The 20,286-nt window shown below is 60.2% G+C and carries 25 protein-coding genes and 1 pseudogene; 14 read left to right on the top strand and 12 right to left on the bottom strand.

Annotation, left to right across the window (positions count from 1 at the left end):
• Positions 1 to 96: 96 nt before the first annotated feature.
• Complete coding sequence (locus tag Q3C01_RS34760) at positions 97 to 1,602, bottom strand: undecaprenyl-phosphate glucose phosphotransferase (RefSeq protein ID WP_458149775.1); 1,506 nt, start codon at positions 1,600 to 1,602, stop codon at positions 97 to 99.
• Between the two features lie 183 nt (positions 1,603 to 1,785).
• Between Q3C01_RS34760 and Q3C01_RS34755 the strand changes: the two genes are divergently transcribed.
• The 3 genes from Q3C01_RS34755 (at position 1,786) to Q3C01_RS34745 (ending at position 4,199) form a co-directional block, all read left to right on the top strand.
• A complete protein-coding gene (locus Q3C01_RS34755) occupies positions 1,786 to 2,385 on the top strand; it encodes a hypothetical protein (RefSeq protein ID WP_458149774.1) in 600 nt (199 codons plus the stop codon).
• Between the two features lie 77 nt (positions 2,386 to 2,462).
• Complete coding sequence (locus tag Q3C01_RS34750; protein ID WP_458149773.1) at positions 2,463 to 2,765, top strand: hypothetical protein; 303 nt, start codon at positions 2,463 to 2,465, stop codon at positions 2,763 to 2,765.
• Between the two features lie 177 nt (positions 2,766 to 2,942).
• Positions 2,943 to 4,199: a hypothetical protein gene (locus tag Q3C01_RS34745; protein ID WP_458149772.1), complete on the top strand. Its 1,257-nt coding sequence runs from the start codon at positions 2,943 to 2,945 to the stop codon at positions 4,197 to 4,199.
• 11 nt (positions 4,200 to 4,210) lie between these two features.
• Here Q3C01_RS34745 and Q3C01_RS34740 read toward each other — a convergent pair whose 3' ends face one another.
• A complete protein-coding gene (locus tag Q3C01_RS34740; RefSeq protein ID WP_458149771.1) occupies positions 4,211 to 4,819 on the bottom strand; it encodes a transglutaminase-like cysteine peptidase in 609 nt (202 codons plus the stop codon).
• Between the two features lie 188 nt (positions 4,820 to 5,007).
• Between Q3C01_RS34740 and Q3C01_RS34735 the strand changes: the two genes are divergently transcribed.
• From Q3C01_RS34735 to Q3C01_RS34725, 3 genes are all read left to right on the top strand, one after another.
• Positions 5,008 to 5,748: a metallophosphoesterase family protein gene (locus tag Q3C01_RS34735; RefSeq protein ID WP_458149770.1), complete on the top strand. Its 741-nt coding sequence runs from the start codon at positions 5,008 to 5,010 to the stop codon at positions 5,746 to 5,748.
• Positions 5,749 to 5,787: 39 nt separating this feature from the next.
• A complete protein-coding gene (locus Q3C01_RS34730; RefSeq protein ID WP_458149769.1) occupies positions 5,788 to 6,450 on the top strand; it encodes a hypothetical protein in 663 nt (220 codons plus the stop codon).
• A gap of 112 nt (positions 6,451 to 6,562) precedes the next feature.
• Positions 6,563 to 6,889 (top strand): hypothetical protein, encoded by a 327-nt coding sequence (locus Q3C01_RS34725; protein WP_458149768.1) that lies wholly within the window; start codon positions 6,563 to 6,565, stop codon positions 6,887 to 6,889.
• A gap of 750 nt (positions 6,890 to 7,639) precedes the next feature.
• Here Q3C01_RS34725 and Q3C01_RS34720 read toward each other — a convergent pair.
• The 3 genes from Q3C01_RS34720 to Q3C01_RS34710 all read right to left on the bottom strand — a co-directional run bounded on the left by Q3C01_RS34720 (position 7,640) and on the right by Q3C01_RS34710 (position 9,267).
• Positions 7,640 to 8,059, bottom strand: coding sequence for a hypothetical protein (locus Q3C01_RS34720; protein ID WP_458149767.1), 420 nt, complete (start codon positions 8,057 to 8,059; stop codon positions 7,640 to 7,642).
• A gap of 74 nt (positions 8,060 to 8,133) precedes the next feature.
• Positions 8,134 to 8,394 carry a hypothetical protein gene (locus Q3C01_RS34715; protein ID WP_458149766.1) on the bottom strand — a complete coding sequence of 87 codons (261 nt, stop codon included), beginning with the start codon at positions 8,392 to 8,394 and terminating at the stop codon, positions 8,134 to 8,136.
• 717 nt (positions 8,395 to 9,111) lie between these two features.
• Positions 9,112 to 9,267 (bottom strand): hypothetical protein, encoded by a 156-nt coding sequence (locus Q3C01_RS34710; protein WP_458149765.1) that lies wholly within the window; start codon positions 9,265 to 9,267, stop codon positions 9,112 to 9,114.
• 501 nt (positions 9,268 to 9,768) lie between these two features.
• Here Q3C01_RS34710 and Q3C01_RS34705 point away from each other — a divergent pair.
• Positions 9,769 to 9,914: pseudogene (locus tag Q3C01_RS34705) on the top strand (helix-turn-helix transcriptional regulator); the annotation flags it as partial.
• Between the two features lie 196 nt (positions 9,915 to 10,110).
• Here the strand turns inward: Q3C01_RS34705 and rfbD are convergent.
• Both rfbD and rfbC read right to left on the bottom strand, forming a co-directional pair.
• Positions 10,111 to 11,010, bottom strand: a complete 900-nt coding sequence (gene rfbD, locus Q3C01_RS34700; RefSeq protein WP_458149764.1) for a dTDP-4-dehydrorhamnose reductase — start codon at positions 11,008 to 11,010, stop codon at positions 10,111 to 10,113.
• Positions 11,010 to 11,564 (bottom strand): dTDP-4-dehydrorhamnose 3,5-epimerase, encoded by a 555-nt coding sequence (gene rfbC / locus Q3C01_RS34695; protein WP_458149763.1) that lies wholly within the window; start codon positions 11,562 to 11,564, stop codon positions 11,010 to 11,012. The genes rfbD and rfbC overlap by 1 nt, the downstream gene beginning before the upstream one ends.
• Before the next feature lie 97 nt (positions 11,565 to 11,661).
• Between rfbC and rfbA the strand changes: the two genes are divergently transcribed.
• Entirely contained in the window at positions 11,662 to 12,537 is an 876-nt protein-coding gene (gene rfbA / locus Q3C01_RS34690) for a glucose-1-phosphate thymidylyltransferase RfbA (protein WP_458149805.1), read from the top strand.
• Between the two features lie 25 nt (positions 12,538 to 12,562).
• On the top strand, positions 12,563 to 13,627 hold the full coding sequence (rfbB, locus tag Q3C01_RS34685) for a dTDP-glucose 4,6-dehydratase (RefSeq protein WP_458149762.1): 1,065 nt from the start codon (positions 12,563 to 12,565) through the stop codon (positions 13,625 to 13,627).
• A gap of 39 nt (positions 13,628 to 13,666) precedes the next feature.
• Here the strand turns inward: rfbB and Q3C01_RS34680 are convergent, their stop codons facing one another.
• Positions 13,667 to 14,098 carry a hypothetical protein gene (locus tag Q3C01_RS34680; RefSeq protein WP_458149761.1) on the bottom strand — a complete coding sequence of 144 codons (432 nt, stop codon included), beginning with the start codon at positions 14,096 to 14,098 and terminating at the stop codon, positions 13,667 to 13,669.
• Positions 14,099 to 14,308: 210 nt separating this feature from the next.
• On the opposite strand from Q3C01_RS34680, the gene galE reads away from it, so the two are divergent.
• The 3 genes from galE to Q3C01_RS34665 all read left to right on the top strand — a co-directional run bounded on the left by galE (position 14,309) and on the right by Q3C01_RS34665 (position 17,493).
• Positions 14,309 to 15,304 carry a UDP-glucose 4-epimerase GalE gene (gene galE, locus Q3C01_RS34675; RefSeq protein WP_458149760.1) on the top strand — a complete coding sequence of 332 codons (996 nt, stop codon included), beginning with the start codon at positions 14,309 to 14,311 and terminating at the stop codon, positions 15,302 to 15,304.
• Positions 15,305 to 15,583: 279 nt separating this feature from the next.
• Positions 15,584 to 15,757, top strand: coding sequence for a hypothetical protein (locus Q3C01_RS34670; RefSeq protein ID WP_198031824.1), 174 nt, complete (start codon positions 15,584 to 15,586; stop codon positions 15,755 to 15,757).
• Between the two features lie 155 nt (positions 15,758 to 15,912).
• Positions 15,913 to 17,493 (top strand): EAL domain-containing protein, encoded by a 1,581-nt coding sequence (locus Q3C01_RS34665; protein ID WP_458149759.1) that lies wholly within the window; start codon positions 15,913 to 15,915, stop codon positions 17,491 to 17,493.
• Positions 17,494 to 17,574: 81 nt separating this feature from the next.
• Here the strand turns inward: Q3C01_RS34665 and Q3C01_RS34660 are convergent, their stop codons facing one another.
• Positions 17,575 to 17,847 carry a hypothetical protein gene (locus Q3C01_RS34660; RefSeq protein WP_458149758.1) on the bottom strand — a complete coding sequence of 91 codons (273 nt, stop codon included), beginning with the start codon at positions 17,845 to 17,847 and terminating at the stop codon, positions 17,575 to 17,577.
• A 291-nt stretch (positions 17,848 to 18,138) separates the two neighbouring features.
• Here Q3C01_RS34660 and Q3C01_RS34655 point away from each other — a divergent pair, with 291 nt between their 5' ends.
• Entirely contained in the window at positions 18,139 to 18,504 is a 366-nt protein-coding gene (locus Q3C01_RS34655) for a VanZ family protein (protein ID WP_458149757.1), read from the top strand.
• Positions 18,505 to 18,699: 195 nt separating this feature from the next.
• Here Q3C01_RS34655 and Q3C01_RS34650 read toward each other — a convergent pair whose 3' ends face one another.
• From Q3C01_RS34650 to Q3C01_RS34640, 3 genes are all read right to left on the bottom strand, one after another.
• Positions 18,700 to 18,858 carry a hypothetical protein gene (locus tag Q3C01_RS34650; protein WP_458149756.1) on the bottom strand — a complete coding sequence of 53 codons (159 nt, stop codon included), beginning with the start codon at positions 18,856 to 18,858 and terminating at the stop codon, positions 18,700 to 18,702.
• Between the two features lie 107 nt (positions 18,859 to 18,965).
• Positions 18,966 to 19,391, bottom strand: a complete 426-nt coding sequence (locus Q3C01_RS34645; protein ID WP_458149804.1) for a CHRD domain-containing protein — start codon at positions 19,389 to 19,391, stop codon at positions 18,966 to 18,968.
• 173 nt (positions 19,392 to 19,564) lie between these two features.
• Positions 19,565 to 19,846: a hypothetical protein gene (locus Q3C01_RS34640; protein WP_458149755.1), complete on the bottom strand. Its 282-nt coding sequence runs from the start codon at positions 19,844 to 19,846 to the stop codon at positions 19,565 to 19,567.
• A gap of 155 nt (positions 19,847 to 20,001) precedes the next feature.
• Here Q3C01_RS34640 and Q3C01_RS34635 point away from each other — a divergent pair, with 155 nt between their 5' ends.
• Positions 20,002 to 20,181, top strand: coding sequence for a hypothetical protein (locus Q3C01_RS34635; protein WP_458149754.1), 180 nt, complete (start codon positions 20,002 to 20,004; stop codon positions 20,179 to 20,181).
• Positions 20,182 to 20,286: the final 105 nt, after the last annotated feature.

Below are 20,286 nucleotides of genomic sequence, written 5' to 3'. Positions count from 1 at the left end.
AACAGAGTCAACGAACTCAGCCCCATCCAGACGATGATAACCTGCCGTTGTTGCGAGACGGCTACAGCCACTGATGATATGTTAAGCAGACGCCGCCTAATAGGCGTTATTGCGGCGCACAAGTTCGAGGCAGGTGAGCAAAAGGATCTTGAGATCCAGCCCCAGGCTCCAATTGTTGATGTACCAAAGATCGCAATCCACCCGGCCTTTCATCTGCTCGACCCGCGCGGTCTCGCCCCGGTATCCCTTGACCTGAGCCCACCCTGTAATGCCGGGCTTGACGTGATGCCGAAACGCATAGTCCGATAACAGTTGGCCGAAGTGGCTGTCATGCGCCAGCGCGTGCGGCCGCGGACCCACCAAGGACATTTCTCCTCGCAGCACGTTCACGAGCTGCGGAACCTCATCGATACTCGTGCGACGGAGGATCCGCCCGACCCTGGTGACCCGCGAATCGAAGCGCTGAGCCTGCACGACGGTGGCACCGTCCTCCATCACGGTCATGGTACGGAACTTGAAGATCGGGAACTGCTTCACATTAAAGCCGTTTCGTCGCTGGCGGAACAGCACGGGCCCTCGTGAATCGAACTTGATCGCGAGTGCGCTCAGCAGCATCAACGGCGCAAGCAGGATCAGACCGATGGAAGCTCCCATGATGTCGAGTGCACGTTTGGTTAGCTGCTCCGTGCGCGTCAGCGGCCCGCGCTGAATCTCCACCGACAGCGAGTTCTGCAGGCGATACGCCGGATTCCCAGCCAACGAGCGAATGCGTCGGTCCGGCAACAATTGGACCGGAAGCGGCGAAATCCTCAAGCCGTCGCGCACGAGCTCGATCTTTCGGGTATCGCTCCACGGGAACGCGAGCACGATCTCGTCAACACCCCAGTCGCGCGCAACCGCAAGGGCTCGCTCAAGCGAGGACGATTCATCGGCCGTCATGGCGAATCCGCCATTGCTCTGGCTGGAGAAAATAACGCGTTCCAGCTCGCTGAGGCCGTACTGCTCCAACAGCTCTTCTGTCCCGAGCGACGCCAGTTCCTCGCGCGTGCCCAACAAGATCGCGCGCCGCCCCTGGACCTGCCCCTCCGCAACCATCACGGACACAAGCCGCTTCGCCAGCCGACGGCACATCACGAGCAGCACAAGCGCGAGACCGCCAAAACAGATGACGGATCCGCGGGAGAACGACGCTCCGCTTTTCATCAGAAACGCAAGCAGCGCCAGCAACAGGCCAACCAACGACCACTGCGCGAAGATTCGTCCGACATCCCCTCTCTTTTTCGCCAGCGCCTCGCGCAGGTCATAAAACCCGGTCGAATGCCCGAGAAGAACGTAGAGCAAGGCCGCCACCGGTCCTGCGCCGAGAACCGGCTCGACGTGATTGAGATCGCCGTACGCAATGATCTGGTACAGCCCTCCTCCGAATACACTGGCGAGCATGATCACCGCAGCGTCGACAGACGCCAGCAGGTGCTGGAGCGCAAAGTAAGGAATCTTGATGCGAAGCCCGGACCGTCTGGCGACGACCTGAAGGTCTGACTCCGGCTGATCTCCTGCCGCATGTTCAGCGGAGACGGCCGGAATTGGATTTTGAGGGATCAAAATCACCTCCACAATGCGCCGACGGTAAATCGAAGCCGGACGAGAGAACCATTAAAAATATTGCATTGCAATAAAATTGTGTGCTGCAATGAATAAACTTCTTATGATTGAATCAACTACTGCCAAACCATCAACCGATCAGTCAAGGCTTGTTTGCATTCCATTTGGGCGCTACTGCGACTCATGAAGGGCTTAAGTTTCGTTCCGTTGCTCGCGCTGTTGCTCGCAGGATCTGCCCGGTCCGAACCGGCAAATCCTCCGCTGAAAGGGTGCATCTCAGGCGCGAGCGCGGATCAGCAACGGCTATGCGACCGACAAGCCTCCGAGCAGCTTACGAGCGCCAGCCGCATCACTGCGCTCGAGGGGGGATGGCAGCTCGTCCGCACCAAAAATCCGTCCGGAGGAACCGACGCTGTCTCGGTCATGCATGTGGCAGATTCCTCACAGTCAGACCTGCGCCTTGCCGGTCTGAACCTTCAATGCGGTCAAAAAGGCGTCGAAGTCATTCTGGTGACTCTGGAACGCAGGTCGCGCGGCGACCGTCCCAAGGTGGTGCTGAGCGCAACCGGCAGCCGAAGCGAATTTGAAGCAACCGTCGTCCAGGCCGGCGAAGCCCTGTTGCTGCCACAGCCTGCATCCGACCTTGCGGTCCATGAGTGGCAGAATTCGCCCCAACTTTCCGTTGAGATCGACGCTAAACCCGCCCCGATCCGCGGCGTCATCCCCATCAAGGGTCTTGCCACAGCAATGAAAGCGCTAACCACGAACTGTCCCGCTCGCTAACCCTGCACGGCAGCGCAGGGAACGATTGACGGTTCCTTAGGAATTTGGGTGAAAGGGTGGTCGCCGGAGACACATTTATGATCCCGGCGGCCATATTCTTGTTTCTTGTTGGTGCAGTCCTCGCGTGGGCCTTTCGCGTCTGGATTCTGTTCCCGTTCTGCCTGCTCGCAATGATTGCTGCCATCGCGATCGAGCTCAGCCTCGGGACGAGCATCGCGGCCGCCTTCGGCTATAGCCTTTTGGTTGGGTTCGCACCGCAGCTCGGTTACGCGTTTGGTCTTGTCGCACAGGGCACGCTGCTCGCGCGATTTGCGCAGCCTGCGCGCAAAGCCTCCGTAGCGCTCCTCTACAAGAGAGCATCCCTCGATCAACGGCGATAGCGCTCGGCGGACCAGTGCCCTTGGCTCGCTAACATCGCATGGGAGTGGCTACCTTCCAGCCGCCCGATAGCGTTTGGCGACGCGCAGTTCACATGCGATACTCGTGCTCAGATCGGGCCTTCTCTGGCCGGCAACCACTCGCGCATCAAAAAGCCTCCCTTGCCCATCGCCTCTTATTTGCTGGTCGCGCTGTTGGCCACGGCTCCGGCAGCCGTCATAGCCGATGACGGCTACGTGCAGTCTGCGATTTTCCCCCTAATCGCTCTCACGCTGGCATTCGCTGCTATGTTTGCGCCCTCGCCCGAAATCGCGTTGGCAAGGCAAACCCTGAAACGGCTCGCCCTGGCGATTCTTGTTCCGATCATCTGGATGATCGGGCAGATCATCCCCTCTCCCGTTTCCTCGCTTGCAAACCCCATCTGGTCGAGCGCGGCAATCGCATTGAACGAGCCCGCGCTGTCAGGGCACATCAGCATCGATCCCGGCGCCACATTGCACAGCCTGGTTTGGTATCTGGCCATCTTCGCGGTGATCGTTGCCACCGTTCTAGTTACCAAAGATCGACGCCGGGCCGAGCTGATTCTGCTGGTCTTGACGGCGGCTGCGACACTCGTTGCGCTCTCCTTTTTTCTGGGACGAGCCGACCAGCTGGCAGCGACAAGCGGCATGGTCGCGTTGACTGCCTTGCTCGCCGCCTTGGCCAACGGAGCCGTAGTCGCCATGGCCGTGGAGCGCCATCTCAATCACTCCGAAACGATCTTTCCTGTTTCGGCTACGCGTCTGTTGCAGATGCTTCTCGGTGTTTGTGGCATTGCGGTTTCGGTTGGAGCGATCGTGGCTCTTGGGCAGAGGCAGCTTCTCAGCCTGGCGGGGCTGGGATTTGCGCTGATGCTATGTGTAGCAGTAGTGCGCCGACTGGGCCTTCGCCCCTGGCTGGCGAGGATTCTCGCGCTCACCCTGATCGCCGCGACCGGAGCGGGACTAGCCCGGTCTGGCGCCTCGACGGATCTGCTCGGGCTCGCCGAATCCTCAGATGAATCGTTGGCAGTTGCCCAACGAGCCTTGTCGGGCCCACCATGGGTCGGAAACGGCGTCGGCAGCTTCGCGGAGATTTCGCGCGTTTACAGCGATTTCGGCACCAGCGGACCCGTCATGCCGCCATCAGCCGCCATCTCCATCGTGATTGAATGGGGACGGCCGGCGTTGCTCGTTCTTGCCGCGCTTGCACTTCAGCTCTTCTTCTTCAATTTGCGAGGCGCTGTCGGTCGGGGGCGAGATTCCTTCTTCGCGTCACTGGCTGCAGCCGGCGTGCTTTGCGCCCTGTGTGCAAGCTTTGTTGGCCCCGGTCTTCTAACGCCCGTCGTGCAAATCATTCTCGCGGTCATGGTCGGGCTCGGCATCGCGCAATGCACGGGACGAACCAGCAGTGTCTAGGCCGGTCGAGCTTAGACCCGGCTGGCCGCAATGGTTGCCCAAAGCTTGGAATTCGGCATCTGCATCCGAACCCATCGATAGGGAACGCGCGACCACGGCTTGATGACCTGCGTCATGTTGTCGAGCACCAGATCTCCGCTCGTTGTGCGGACGACGAGAATGAGGTGATGCTCGCCCGAATTCACAACGACCTCACTCAACAGCAGCGCGCGCGACGGCCATCCTCGCGCCAGCAGTTCATGCCGCTTGCTGACCGCGTAGTCGTTGCAATCGCCCCGCGCCGGATTGATCAGCCATTTTTCGCCGGCCAACCCGAGTTCATTTCGCTCCGGTGCGATGTCACGATTGACGGTCTGATTGACTTCCTTGAGATCGGCCCATCGCTGCTCGGTAAGCTTGACGGAGCCGCCCCGAAAGACCGGCCTCGTGCGGCACTCGTCCCGATAGTGCAGGCAAAATTGCGTGTATGCCATCGGCGGCAAGGTAGGCGTATCGAGCTTGATGCGCTGGATTGCGGATTGGAGGCCCATCGGCATCCCCAAAAGCCCCGCCTCGGCCGGGCCAAACCAGTTAACAGCGGTTACGACAGCCAACACGGCCAGGTTTGAAATCTTGCGCATTTGGTTGCTCCCCGTACGCTGATTGGCTAGGAAGCTACCCGTAACGGTTTGAGATTCTGCGGCTTTTGGTCAGTCAAATAGAGACAAAAGCTGGGCACGATTTTGCGATTGCGTTTACTATGTTCGTTTACATCGGTGTTGTTCGGGCGTTGACACCAGAGCGCTGCAAGGGCCATCAAGTTCGGTAAATGCTAAGATCGTCGCGATCAAAATCCAAGCTACGCAAGCCGAAGCTGCCGGACGGACTGCGCATCTATGCGATCAGCGACGTCCACGGATGCGCCGATCTTCTTCAGCAGATGTTTACCGTGATCGACCGTGACCTCACCACGATCGGCTCGCGGCGGGCGATCCACGTTTTTCTTGGCGACTATATCGACCGCGGTCCGGACTCCAATCGGACGATCGAGCTCCTGATCGAACGCGGCCTGAAGCACGAGTCTGTGTTCTTGAGGGGCAATCACGAGGCGTTTCTGCTCGAGGTCCTGCAGGACCCCGCCCGCCTGAATGAGTGGCGGCAATTTGGCGGGCTCCAAACGCTGACATCCTATGGACTGAGACCGTCGCTCAACCCTGATCCGGCCGAGCAGGCGGAACTGATTCAACAACTGGCACAGACCATTCCGCCGCATCAAATGAAGTTCTTTCAAGGACTCCGACCACGCTTCGTGTGCGGCGACTTTTTTTTCGTCCACGCCGGCGTACGTCCGGGTGTGCCGCTGGCAAAGCAGGAAGAAAGCGACCTGCTATGGATCCGCGAGGAGTTTCTCCTGAGTGACGACAATTTCGGCAAGTATATAGTTCATGGTCATACCCCGGTCCAACAGCCAGATATCCGCTCCAACCGAGCCAACATCGATACCGGCGCCTATGCAACCGGCAATTTGACACTGTTGACCATTCAGCACGATAACCTGCTTGCGCTTTGACGCGAGCAGCATGGCCAAGGCTGCTCGCCAGAGAATTGAATGAACTCGTCGAACACCATCCGCGCCGCTCTGACTGGCCTCGCTTTGTTCATCGGCGCCTATGGACTCGCATCGCCTCTCGCCGGGATGATTGTCTCTGAACGCCCCAAATTTCCCCGCGACCCGCAACAAGCGATGGCGCCCTCTCCTTCGATGCCGAGTTGGGCCGGCCTCCTCGCCCTCTTTGATTCCGGCGTCCGGAACAGTCAGGCACTCAACCTGGCCTTTCAGGCCATCCAGCATGGCCAATCTGCAACCGGCGCTAGCGGTGAAAACGATACCGCCCGATCGCAGCTCACGAACGCTCTTTCAAGGGTCCCCTACGACGCAGAACTTTGGCTTGCCCTGGCATTGCTCGAGGCGCAACGCGATCCGAACGGCCCGGCGACCGTCGAAGCGCTCCGGATGGCCTACTTCACAGCCCCGAACGAAGCCGAGCTGATGCCGGTCCGGCTGGACACTGCTACCCGTTTCGATGCCCTTGCAGACCCCGATCTGAGGGAATTGGTGCAAGGCGACGTGCGCCTGATGCTGACGCGTCAACCGGACCAGAAAGCCGCAGTCGTATCGGCTTATCGCCGCGCGTCCAACCGAGGCAAAGCGTTCTTGGAAGAGGCGATTCAGACGATCGCCCCCACGTTTTTGACAGCGCTACATCGCTAGCCAGCCATTCACCCGGTGCAGCACGCTCGGGGACTGCACGACTGCTTTCGGGAGAACGTATTGCTCGTCTCGATAGGACCGTCTAAGATTGGAACACCTTGGGGAGCACACCATGCGATCATCTCTCGCCTTTCTCGCGCTCGCTTCGAGCCTGACCGTCGCGTCCGCGGCACCCTCATTTGCCGCCGACTACGCCGTGCCTCCGGTCACACGGCACGCCGCAACGGTGCCGTATATTGACCGCGGTCCCAATCCCTATTGCGGTCCGCGGTGCGGTTGTCCGATCGTGGCGCGCGTCCGACATCGGTCGCTCGAGCAGGCTTACTCCTATGCCTTTGATCCGCGCACGAGAGACGAGCCGCACTATTATTACGGTCCGGTCCGCACCTACGTCCGCTACGCCAATCCGGCCTATCCGGAGCAAGTGCTGACGTACTGAGAAACCCCAGGAATCGAGCGCTGCACAGCCTCTGGATGCCGCAAGCCTCGCGCGTTCGCTTAGGCGAGAATTAATAGCGATCACCTAGCCTCACAGTTTGAGGAGTAGTGTCGTGATCGCAATTCAATCTCTTTCCTGCGCGTTCGTCGTGTGCATGGCGTTTACTTTCGCCAGCTATATCCTATTGGATCATTTTTTACGGCAGTGGATCGACGAGTTCTAACCGCTGTAACTCGCGTCCTACGAGGCTTTTGTTGCCCATTGCCTCGGCCGCTCAAGGCAATAGACTGCGAGGATTCGGGCTGTGGACGATCGACTCGGCCCCCAACTCAAGTAGATCCTGCGCAACATCGCCTAGCCATGCGGTAGGCCCAGCGTCGAGCGGAACTTCGTGAGCAGCACGGGCTTAATTCATTTGCACGTAATCTGCCGAAGGCAGCGCGATGGCGCGCAACAAGAGTACGCGTTGGACCAAAGATCAGGAAGCGGAACTGCTCAAGCTTAATGCAGCCGGCGATCCACCGCGGTTGATCGGTGCTAAATTGCAGCGCTCCGAACGATCCGTTTCCCTACGCTTGGCCCAGCTCAAGAAATCTCCTCACCCAAAAGGACACCATCATCGATTCGCTTCCTGAATCAGGCCGCGAGCTGGACACGGGCACCATCGTCAACATTCAACCGAATGCGAAGAAAGCGTCGACACAATCGATGTGTCATATGAGAGTACTGGTGCAACTTGCCTATCAGTGCCTAGTTGCTGCTGTTCGAGTGCCTGTACTCCGGAAACCGGCTCAGCATCGCGGCCTTCAAGAATTTGAAATGCGCAATTGACGTGGAGAGCTCCTTGAGCCTGCGCTGACCGTTCTGAATTTCCTTGTCAAACAGGTCCTGATGGTGATTGTCCAGCGCCTCGCGCTCGAGGTACTCATCATCGCCATTGCCGATGGTCACCGCGGCGCGTGCGAGGACGTCCTCGACGCGGCGGTTCAGGCCTGATTGCTCACTCTCTGCGGCATGCAGGGCGGTCTCGATCGCATCCATGATGGCTTCGATGCGCGCGCGGTCGGTTTCCGCATCGCGCTCAGCCGAGCGCGCGCGAAATTCCGTCTCAGCGCGAAAGCGGTCTCGTAGGAGAGAGTGGGTGCGAGCCCGCAAGAACAGCTGGAACATGCGTGCATTTCCGGTTTGAAGCGCCAGACCAGAAAATGGGTCCGGCATAGTTAATAAAGGCTAAAGCTTTCGCCCTACTCAGCGCGGCTTTGCGCCATCCAGGCCTTCCAGGCGCCTTCGTGCTTGGCGTAGAGCTCCAGCCAGCGCTCCTCGCCGTCGGCCACCCACAGGCCATTTCCATCATACGGAGCCTGGCTATCCTCCCGATGGAGGGTCGCCTGCCCGTCCAGCCGCTCGAATTCGAACGTCTCCTCATGCGTGAGGCCGATCAAAACGCGTCGCCCCACCTCGTCAACGAAATATCGGCGTGGGGCGTTGTTCCTCAAGCTAACCATCGCGCCCCCTCTCTTTCGCGATCCAAGGACCGGTCAACGCGCCCAGGCGTCGACCATAGGCCCTGACAAAAAGGGGAGCACCCACCAAGGGCACGACCAGAGCAATCAGCCAGATCATCAGCTAAGACCCCAGTCAACGCAACACGAACGGCAATCATTTCCTTGCAAAATCCGTGCGCAGCCTAGCTACCGAGTGCCAACCGAACAACGGCCAGCAAGACTTAACCTAACCAGATATGGTTACCCCCGACGGTCACGACCTTTGCCTGCAGCTCACCCTCACCTGTAAGTGGATGGCACGGAACGGCCCCGCTTGCGCACATCGCTGTCATACTCGCGATGAGCGCACCCAGATCGCGCTTCGGCTGCAATTCATCAAAACGCTCGTCTGGGCCGGGCGAGCGGTGCGGCCGGCCGCGGGACGGAGGCACGATAGACGGCGTAAAGCCGGTAGCGCTCATAGCGCTTGTGAGACCGCCACGCGCGCGCAGCGTATCCAAGACCGAAGCCAGCGAAGAAGATCAAGAGGAGGATCAGGACGGGCGCCATCGCAGTCTTTCCATTTGCGGAACGTTTCGATCTCCCCGGATAACCTGTTCATTGGTACCATTCTCATCGTCCAGTTGTGACGACATAATGATGAACGCAGCTGAATTTCTTGTCAGGCTCGAGAATTTTTGGGCAGCATTGTGCTCGCGAAGCGAACTTTGATCCTCATCAACCGAGGAACCAGAAGACCAGCTTCACCAACAGCAGCGTGATGAAATAGACCCAGCCTGCCATCGCAATCAGCGTCACGCTAAAAAATGCGCCCTCAAATGCCCGCTCTCTGATCTTTGCAAGCGGCAACGCCGTTAGAGCTCTCTGCAGCATGTCGATCTTCGCGTTGTTGTTCGCGCAAGACATAGCAGAACGAATTCGACGATCTCGTGACGCGAGTTGTCTCGCATAACGAATGCAACGTGATTTTTCGGAGATGACAGCAATACGCGGTTGCGCACAATTATTTGACGTTCAGTCTGATTTGTCGCGGGAACTGATTCGGTGCGCATCGGTTGTCGCGATCCGACGCAAGCAAAGACGACGAGAGAACTCATGCGCGCATCCAGCGCGGTGCAATCGGGACGAACTCGGCCGTCTCGCCGTCCGGACCAGACCTTCCGCGGAAAAGGAAGAGCCCTTATCTGTCGACACGACATCGCCTGGTCGAAGGGTGTCATCGTAAGCACGCGCTGAGACGCAACTTCCTTCCGCGCACCTGCGCATCGGAGATCACTCTCTTGAATCGAGGCACCACAGGAACAGCTTCACCAACAGCAGTGTGATGAAGTAGACCCAGCCTGCCATCGCAATCAGCGCCGCGCCATGTCGCCAGCGGTCCAGCGCTACCGAGGCATGAGCTGCACCGCAATCTACGGCTCTGGCGGCTGTGGCTCGTGCGCAAACGACTGCTGACGGGGCCCGAGAGTGTGAAGGCCGCTGCACTTGCCTTCGGCTTCTGGCACTTCAGCGACTTCTCGTGGTTGCGAGGAGAGCTGCTCGGCCGCGTCCAGCACCTGGTTGGCGGCAGCTCTACGCGGACCGGAGACTCAGTCGCGCGCTTTCCCAGTGTTCTCGCTGACAGTTCACAGCGAACGCTTGCCAGCGTCCGACACAAATTTGCAGGCGGGGAAAATCTCAGCTCATGCCGCCCGAAGGGCGCACCGCGTCGGCACGCTAGCCGGCGCTAGCTATCATGATGTCCAGCTCGCGCTCGAGGGCGCACTGCCATGTCGGCGTCTCCAAGCCAAAATCCCGGCGCAGACGCTCGAGACTGAGACGAGAGTTGGCCGGTCGTTTTGCCTTGACCGGAAACTCATCCGTGCAAATCGGATTGATGGTCTCGACCAGCAGGTCGACACCGCGCGCTTTCAGTCCGGCAACGATCGCCGCGGCGAACCCATGCCAGCTTGTTTCGCCCGCACACACGACGTTGACGACACCTTTTCGTCGTTCAAATACGGAGTCCATGCCGGACCGGTCTCTGGGAATGATATTCGCCACGACATCGGCGATTGCCTTTGCCGAGGTTGGCGCACCGATCTGGTCTGCGACGATGCGAAGCTCTTTGCGCTCCTTCGCCAGTCGCGCGATCGTCTTGAGAAAGTTCGCGCCGCTCGCCGCGTAGACCCAAGACGTGCGAACAATCAAATGAGGCGCACCGGAAGCCGCAATGGCCGTATCGCCGGCGAGCTTACTCGCACCATAGACCGATAGCGGCCCCGTGGCGCTGTCCTCCCGCCAAGGCACACTGCCGGAGCCATTGAAGACGTAGTCCGTCGAGAAATGGATCAGCGGAACATGATGGCGCGCGGCCCACTGCGCGATGAAGGCCGGGGCCTCAGAATTGATCCGACGCGCAAGCTCCGGCTCATCTTCCGCCTTGTCGACCGCCGTGTAGGCGGCCGGATTCACGATCAGATCGGGTTTCAAATCATCGAGCTTGGCTGCGAGCTCACCAGGCCTCGACAGATCGAACTCTTCGCGCGCAGGTGTGACGACCGTGGCCCATGTCTGAAGCAAGGGAAGTAACGCGCTCCCGACCTGCCCCGCAGTTCCCGTCAGCAGAATTCGCATCAGACCTGTCCGTAGAGAGGAAGATTCTCGACATCAGCCAGCAGAGGCGCGGCCGCATCCTTCGCGGAGAGTGACGGATTTGAAATCTTCCAATCGATCCCGATCGCCGGATCGTCCCAACGCACCGAGATCTCATCCTTGGGGCTGTAGCCGTTGTCGCATTTATAGAAGAAATCCACCGTCTCGGAGAGAACGGCAAAGCCATGGGCAAAGCCGCGAGGAACCCAGAGCTGCCTGCGGTTTTCGTCGTTCAGCTCGACGGCGACATGCCGGCCGAACGTTGGGCTGCCGACACGAACATCAACGGCAACGTCAAGCACGCGCCCCCGCAGAACCGTCACGAGCTTGCCTTGCGTCATTGGATTCTGCAAATGCAGGCCGCGGAGCACGCCGTAGCTCGACCGCGACAGATTATCCTGCACGAAGGGGCGGACGATGCCGCTCTCCGCATAACGGCTCGCCTGATACGTCTCGAGAAAGAAACCTCGCTGGTCGCCGAACAATTTGGGTTCGACAATGAGAACTTCCGGCAATTCTGTCGCAATTACGTGCATCTGTGGTTGTACGCCCTGACATTTACGTCGAATCTATATCAAACTTGTGCACCGCACACCATCTGCTAGTTTATGGTTGGTAAATCTGCGAGGGACTATGAAAGGTATCATACTCGCCGGCGGAACCGGCTCACGCCTGTACCCGGTGACGACCGTCGTTTCGAAGCAATTGCTTCCAGTCTTTGACAAGCCGATGATCTATTATCCGCTGTCGACGCTGATGCTCGCCGGAATCCGCGAAATCCTGATCATTTCCACGCCTGCCGACAAGCCGCTGTTTCAGCGGCTGCTTAGCGATGGCTCTGAGCTGGGCCTGAAGTTTTCCTACGCCACGCAAGAGACCCCTCGCGGCCTTGCCGATGCATTCATTGTCGGCCGGAATTTCGTGGGCGATGACTCCGTGGCGCTGGTCTTAGGCGACAACATCTTCTACGGGCATGGCCTTCCGGAAATGCTGGCGAAGGCCTCTGCCCGCAAGAGCGGGGCGACCGTGTTCGGCTACGTTGTCAACACGCCTGAACAATATGGGGTGATCGAACTCGACAAGTCCGGCCGCGCGCTGTCGATCGAAGAAAAGCCGAAGCAGCCGAAGTCGGATGTGGCGGTCACCGGACTTTATTTCTACGACAATGACGTCCTCGATATCGCGGCCAATGTGAAGCCCTCGGGCCGGGGCGAGATTGAGATCACGGACGTCAACAAGGCTTATCTCGAGCGCGGCGATCTGTTCGTGGAAGTGTTGGGCCGCGGATTTGCATGGCTCGACACGGGCACGCACGCCTCTCTGGTCGAGGCCAGCCATTTCGTGCAGATCCTCGAGCAACGGCAGGGACTTCGCATTGCCTGCCCCGAGGAAATCGCGCTAAGACGCGGGTATATCTCGCTCGAGGCATTCAACCAGGTGGCCGAGCGGACTTCCAAGAGCAGCTACGGCGAGTATTTGAAATCTGTCGCGCGCTCGTTCCGCGCCTGATTGCCGACATTGGGGTGATTGCATCATGCGGTTCAAAGGATCCACAATTTTCGTCACCGGTGGTGCGGGCTTCATCGGATCGGCCGTCGTCCGTCATTTGCTACGCGACACGCACGCGCGCGTCGTCAACCTGGACAAGCTGACTTATGCCGCCAATCCCGAGTCGCTTCCCGGCGCGGACGACAACCCGCATTACGCGTTCGAAAAGCAATGCATCTGCGAAGGGCCCTCGCTGCGAAAGCTCTTCGAAAAGTATCAGCCCGATGCGGTGATGAATCTCGCCGCCGAGAGCCATGTGGACCGCTCCATCGACGGCCCCGGCGAGTTCATCCAGACCAACATCGTGGGCACGTTCACGTTGTTACAGGAGGCGCTGCGCTATTGGCGAACGTTGTCGGCAGAACGGCGCGACCGCTTTCGTTTCCTCCACATCTCGACCGACGAGGTCTTCGGTACGCTCGGTGCCGAGGGGCTGTTCTCGGAAGAGACCGCCTATGCGCCGAACTCGCCCTACTCCGCCAGCAAGGCGTCCTCGGATCATCTAGTGCGTGCCTGGCGCGAGACCTACGAGCTTCCGACCATGGTGACGAACTGCTCGAACAACTATGGTCCCTATCACTTCCCCGAGAAGCTGATCCCACACATGATCATCAAGGGGCTCGCGGGCGAGCCTCTGCCGGTCTATGGCGATGGCCAGAACGTCCGCGATTGGCTGTACGTCGAGGACCATGCCAAGGCACTGACGCTCGTGCTGGAGCGCGGCGTGGTCGGCGAGACCTACAATGTCGGCGGCCGCAACGAGCGGACCAACCTGCACGTCGTCGAGAAGGTCTGCGAACTCCTGGACGAGATCGTGCCTGCAAATGCGGGGTCGCGGCGCAGCCTGATCTCCTTCGTCAAGGACAGGCCGGGCCACGACCGCCGCTACGCCATCGACGCTTCAAAGCTTGAACGCGAACTTGGCTGGCGCGCCGAGGAGAATTTTGAAAGCGGCTTGGACAAGACGGTCCGCTGGTACTGCGAGAACCGGAAATGGTGGCAGGCCATCCTCGATGGCGGTTATCAGCAGGCACGTATCGGCCTCGGCTGATGGACGCGCCTCAACTCCAGCGTGCGTTCAAAGACTTGATCAGCGCGGCGCGACGGGGACGAATTGCGCGGTCTGCCCGTCCACCCCGGCCCAGCCCCGAAATTGCAGAAGGCCCTTGTCGGTCGAAACGATGTCGCCCGGCTGCAGCGTATCATCATTGAGGACACGCTCGGTCGCGATTTTCTCCGGCGGATCGGGCGGGATCGCCGCCCGCAGTGGCGCTTGCAGCTTCCAGTCCAATCTCGCCTGATCCGACCGCCTGCGCGCCTCAATGATACGGCGCTTCCAGTCCTCGCGGGACATCAGGCTGTCCGGCGATGGAGCACTCTCGGCATCCGCAACTTCGGCCGGTGTGGGTGCGCCCGGCGTTGATGCTTCCGCCGATGCGGGCTCATCGCCCGCGAAACCCTCTCCGCCGCCGGCGAAGGTCGCCAGCACGATCACGCCACAATGAACTAATCTATGCGCCATCAATCGCCGCCCCGCGGTCCGGAACATCTGGTCAATTTAGCCGGTTATCGCTTCAGCGTCATCAGGCAGGTGTAACGAAGCTCATACGCTGTCAATCAGCGAGGGTTAAGGCTAATAGCCAGGACAGATTTGACCAGCGCGGCCTGTGCGCACTATCAATGGCTCGATTCAGACTGCTGGTTCTTCCCCCTGCCAAGCCGCGGAGACGACATGACCAACCGACCGACTGTCCTCGTTACGGGAGGCGCCGGTTACATCGGTTCGCACGCCTGCCGCGCGCTCGTTGCGGCCGGCTATCGACCCGTCGTCTATGACAATCTCTCTACTGGCCATCGGAGTTTCGTGTCGGGCCGGCTTGTGACCGGCGATCTGCTGGATGAAGCTACGCTCGCCCGTGTCTTCGCCGAACACGAGGTGTCCGCGGTGATGCATTTTGCGGCCGCGAGTCTGGTTGGCGAATCCGTCGCCGATCCACAGAAGTACTACATCAACAACGTGCAGGGCACGCTGTCGCTGCTCAACGCCATGCGCAATGCCGGCTGCCATCGCATCGTGTTCTCATCCACCGGTGCGGTCTACGGCAATGCCGATAGCAAGGCGCTGCCGGAGAATTTCCTCTGCGCGCCGATCAATCCTTACGGCGCATCGAAATCGATGATCGAGCGCATGCTCGCGGACTATCGCACGGCGTATGGCTTCGGCGCATTTTGCCTGCGCTATTTCAATGCCAGCGGCGCTGATCCCGCCGGTGGCATCGGCGAACTGCGCGACAACGAGACGCATCTCATCCCGCGCGCCATGATGGCGCTGCAGGGACATGTCGGCGACTTCGCCGTCTTCGGCGACGACTACGAGACGCCCGACGGCACCGCGATCCGCGACTATATCCACGTCACCGATCTTGCGGCCGCGCATGTCGCTGCGCTGAAACTGCTGCTCGAAGGGCATGCCGGCGGCAGCTTCAATCTCGGCACTGGCGCAGGATTCTCGGTGCGGCAGATTCTCATTGCAATCAAGCAGGAGACAGGGCGGGAGGTCCCCCACGTCGTCAAGCCACGGCGGCAGGGCGACCCGACTTATCTTGTCGCCGATCCCTCCGCGGCTCGCAACGTTCTGGGCTTCGAGCCACGCCATTCCGATCTGCCCACAATCATTCGTACCGCCTGGGCGTGGCACCAGAAGGCTCATCCATTAAGGCAGAGATGACGCGGCGCAGTCGCGATCTGACGAGCCAAAGCGAGGAATCACCGCACGCGGATCGGCCTCAGCCAGCCAAACTCCGTGGTTGTACGGTGCCACGCGCGCCGATTTCATCGCAGTAAGGTTGAGCGGTTAGCTTAATCCGCGGTCTTTGTTGCGAGTTTTCGTCAATAGCTTATCCCTCTTACGCACCGGGCTTCCCCAAGGCCCGGCCCCACCCAAGCAAAGCCGTCGAGCGAACATGGGTCGCTTGGCGGCTTTGTCGTTAAGAGGATCGTTGTCGTCATGGCGCGCAAGCCCTGGTCGTTCAAGGAAGACCGCCGGTTAATGGAGCTAGCCAAGTCTTCAATTACGTTGGAAGAGGCCGCCAAGCAGCTGGGACGGTCGCCCGATGCGGTCAAGCGCATGGCGCTGCGACTTGGTCTGTCGCTCAAGCCCAAGGCCGCCAAGAAGAGCTGAGGCCGACGGGCAGGTTTTCGGAATTCTCCGGACCAGCGCTTTATTCGGGCGATCTCCACCTTCGGCTGTTGGCCGGCTCTGGACGGCTTAAACCTTATCTTAGCGCCTCGGAGGGTAGGATCCGGGGCATCCTTTCTTAACCTTTCGCCGACCGGATGAAACCAGCGCGGCCGCCCGTTTCCCTCATTGCGCTCGTGCTCGCGAGCACGCTGCTCTTTGGTCTGGCGGCCCACCTTGCCGCGACGAGCTTCATCCGCCATCAGCAGGCGCGCCAGCTCGACGAACTGACCGAGGTGGTGCTGCGCCGTTCCGAGTTCGCGATCGACCTTGCCGCCACGAGCCTCGACGAGCTCGCGGGCCGCGGACTTGCCGATTGCAGCCCCGCCTCGCTCCAAGCGATCCGCCTCCACGTCTACCAGCGCTCCGCGGTCAAGGACGTCCGCCTCGTCAATGCCGACGGTTCGGTGATCTGTTCGGCCTATTCGGAGACGCTGGAATTCGACAAGGGCTGGGTCGACCGCGCAGACATGCTGGGGTCACGCGATGCGGGACTGCTGTTGTTTCGCGTCGAGCAGTTCGGCGGTGACGCGCTCGGCGTGCTCCGGGACATCGACCGCAGGAAAGGGTTGGTCGCGATCCTCGGCGTCAATTCGAGCCTTTTCGACATCATGCCGGCCGAGCTGCGCGCGCACAGCGAGGTGCTGCTCGCGCTGAGCAATGGCGAGAAGTTAGGGGCGTTCATGCTCGACGCCGACAAGGCGCTGCGCGAGGCGACCGATTTCGACAAGAGCTCGGCGCGCTATCCGCTTCGCACCACCATTCGCGTCGACCGCGCGGTGCTATCGACATGGAATTCGGAAGTCTATTGGCAGGCGATGGCGCTCGCTCTCGCGCTTGGTGTGCTCTTCGGCATCCTGTTGTCCAGGACGCGGCGCATGGAGGGACCGGTCGCGGATCTCGACCGCGCGCTCGCGCGCGGCGAGTTCAAGCCATATTTCCAGCCGATCTTTGAACTGCTCACAGGCCGGATCGTAGGTTGCGAGATCCTGGCGCGCTGGCTGCGCGAGGACGGCTCGGTGGTGCCGCCGATGAATTTCATCCCGCTTGCCGAATCCAGCGGGCGCATCCAGGGGATGACCTGGCAGATCCTGGGCAGCGCGCTCACCGAGCTGCAGCCGCACCTGAAGAAGGACAAGGACTTCAAGCTGTCGCTCAACGTCGTGCCAAAGCACCTGTTAAGCGCCGGCTTCGTCGACACGCTGCGCAGCACGGTACTGACCGCAAAGGTCTCGGCGCGACAGATCGTCGTCGAGGTAACCGAACGCGACGAGCTCGACGACCTCGCGCGCGCCGCATCCGTGGTGCGGGAACTACGCGACTACGGCTTTCGCGTCGCCATCGACGACGTTGGCGTCGGCCACAGCGGCCTGTCGCGACTGAAGGGATTGGGCGCCAACACCATCAAGATCGATAAGTTCTTCGTCGACACGATCACGGTGGATGCATCGACCACGACGATCGTCGAGATGCTGGTCGAACTCGCGCGGGAGCTACACATGACGGTGGTCGCCGAAGGCATTGAGACCGAGGAGCAGGTTCGCGCGCTGATCGCCTGCGGCGTCGAGGAAGGCCAGGGTTACCTCGTCGCCGCACCATTGCCGTTCGCCAAATTTATCGACCTGCTCAACGAACGTCGCCCGGCCTCTGTCGATTCAGCAGCAGTGCTGGTCGCCTGAACCAGTTTTGATGCAGCCGACACATAGCCCACGTAAGCGGTAGTCCAATCGTCACGGCGGAACGGACGCTCCGGGGGAGAATTATTGCCGGTCCTCATATCGCTCACAACGCGGATCACCACGCCTCACCAGAGCAAACTCGCTCAGTGGCGGAAAACACTGCTGAAGTGAGTACTGGTCGCCATACGGAGGTGGCGAGCGGAAGCAAATCTTCATACCGATCGGCACCTCGTACTGCCTGCCCGCGATGGTATAGATGCAGGGATCGCTATTTTTAGGTTGCTGCACTTTTTCTTGCGCGCGAGCTGCAACGGGAAAGAGCAGCACGGACGAGGCAATAACGAACACGCGCATGGGGAACTCCTCGAGTTTTTTACCCTTCGCTGGCTCCCCGTTACATTCTACGGTCACAGCCGCGGACTTCGCAACGCAGATTGCATTGGCTAACGTTCTGGCCATTTTTAGCGTTTGCGCCGTCTGGCAGATCGCAGCCGAGAAAACGAAGCACCAATTGCTCATGAGACGAGCAGCTCCGGTATGCTGCCGTTAGCGTGGTCACAAGGACGTGTGCCCCGCAGAGCAGGATATTAACGATGTCCAGAACTTCCTCTGAGGCAAGGCTATCATTGCTATAAAGATGGCCCCATGACCCGGAACAAGCTCATTGCCGCAACGGGCATTTGCCTCGCGCTGATCGTCTACGCCACGCTCGCCGCACTGACGGGGCGGCCGGTGTTGATCGGCCATGCCGAAGCCTATTGGGTCGTCGTGATCGAACGCTTCAGTGCCTATGGCGTCCTGGGCTTCCTGCTGGCCTTTCTGCTGCCCGGGCGTTTCGCCCAGGCCTGCCTGCTGGTGGTCGGCGTTGCCATTTCACTCGAGCTCCTGCAAGCGCTGCGGCCCGACCGGCATGCGGCATTCTTCGACGTCATCCAGAAGGCGTCCGGCGGCGTCGTTGGCGTCAGCATTGCGCAAACCGTTTTGGCGTTTCTGCCGCGGCCGCGATCCTGATTCAGCACTCTGCGGCCTGGCGAAGGCGACGTTGCCAGCAGACTTGGTCGGTAGCGGACTTGCCGGTAGTAGACTTGCCGGATGACGCCTCGCCGGCCTATTCTCCCGCGGACTTTGAGGAGAAACGTCGCCCATGATCAGAATTGTAATTGCGCTTGTGGCTGCTTCGCTGATTGCCGGTGGAAGCGCGTGGGCTCAGACCACCTCGTCGAACGGAATCCGTAGCGGATATGGCGCTCCGGCGGGTTCGCCGCCCACGTCGACGACGCCTACGACGTCGTCTTCGACGTCCTCTTCGACGTCGACGGGCACGCGCAATGTGGGAACCGGCCAAGGGCGGACCGAGGGCGCCATGGGCCTCACCCCACAGCTCCAGAGGGAGCTCGGGATTGGTCGCCAGCAATAGACACGAGCCGTAACGGCTGGCGTCTGGCGGCCTTCGCAGAGTGCTGAGCGGCTATTTACTTCGCCATCTGCCCGCGGAGCTCACCGCCCGGATTCGCCGCGGTGTGGATGTTGGCGTACCACTTTCCTGCCAACAGATCCGCGGCCTGTGCGTCAGAGAGCGTGGCCGTGCCTCGGATCGGGCTCTGGGTGGACTTGAATGGCAGCGCGATGCCGGCGTTCTTGCCCGGCTCGCTCGGGCCATGGAAATGCGCGCCAACCGCGGGCCCAGTCAGACCTGAATAGGTGACCGCATAGGTCAGGACCTTGCTGTCGGTATCAAAGGTCGCCTCGGCCTTGCCGGAGCCGGAACTGCTGTTCGGCGGCACCTCATTGCTGCCCTTGAGCTCGGCCGTCAGCTTGACCACCTCGGCAGTGGCCGTCGCGACCAAACTTGTCATGCCCAAGAGTATTGCGCCCGCCAGACACGCGACTTTCTGCATGACATCCTCCCCAACCTCCAGGTCGTATTGCGCTTCGCCCTGTTCTGGTTGAACACCCCCGGCAATAGGAAATTCCGGCAACAGATTTATGCCTGATTCGAAGGCATCATGTCCGCTCACTGCGGCGTCGACCATGTCATCCTTTGGGATGGGTTTCGACCACGGAGGACACCTCAAGCCACCCCGCGTTTCTCGCTCTCTTCGGGCGTCAGAAGCATGGCCATCTGCCGATGGGTATCGCGCAAAGCCTCGATCGCACCGTCGAGATCGAAATCGGACTCGCGAATGCTGGCGAAGAACCGCGCCGTCAGCGCGAGGTTAAGCTTAACGCGTGTCGCGCCGTCGCTGCTCTTGCGACGGCGAAGCGACAGATGTTGCACCATGAGCTTGGCTTCCGCCGCACCGCAATTGCACAGCGTCGCGAGTTCATCATACGTCATCCAGACCTGGGGCATGTTCCTGACCGCCGATTGCAAAGAGCCGCAACGTAAGGGCGCAATCGTAAAAGCGAGGTTGCTGGCACATTCACTTGATCCCGCTGCCAATGCCGATGGCCCCGGATCACTCGAAAGGGTTATCAGATCTACCTCCGAATGGAACTGCCAGGCAGATGACGGCTACGGCTAAGATGACCGATAACTCCGTGACTCAGGCGGCCATCATGGACTTCTTCCGTGGCCTTATGATTGCGATGCCCATCAGCCTCATATTATGGGTGCTGATCGTCGTGCTTGCCTATCTTGCGTTCCAATCCTTGGCACCAGCCGGCGACGTGCCGGCTGCAGTGTGACACATTCGACATGCGGCGACGATCGGCGGCCTTGAAGCCGCCCTGTCGTCACGCACCTCAATGTACCGCTGCGTAGAGGATCTTGTCCTGCGTCGCTTCCGCTGC

Source organism: Bradyrhizobium sp. UFLA05-109, assembly GCF_054185165.1.
This window is presented reverse-complemented; position numbering and strand designations above follow the sequence as displayed.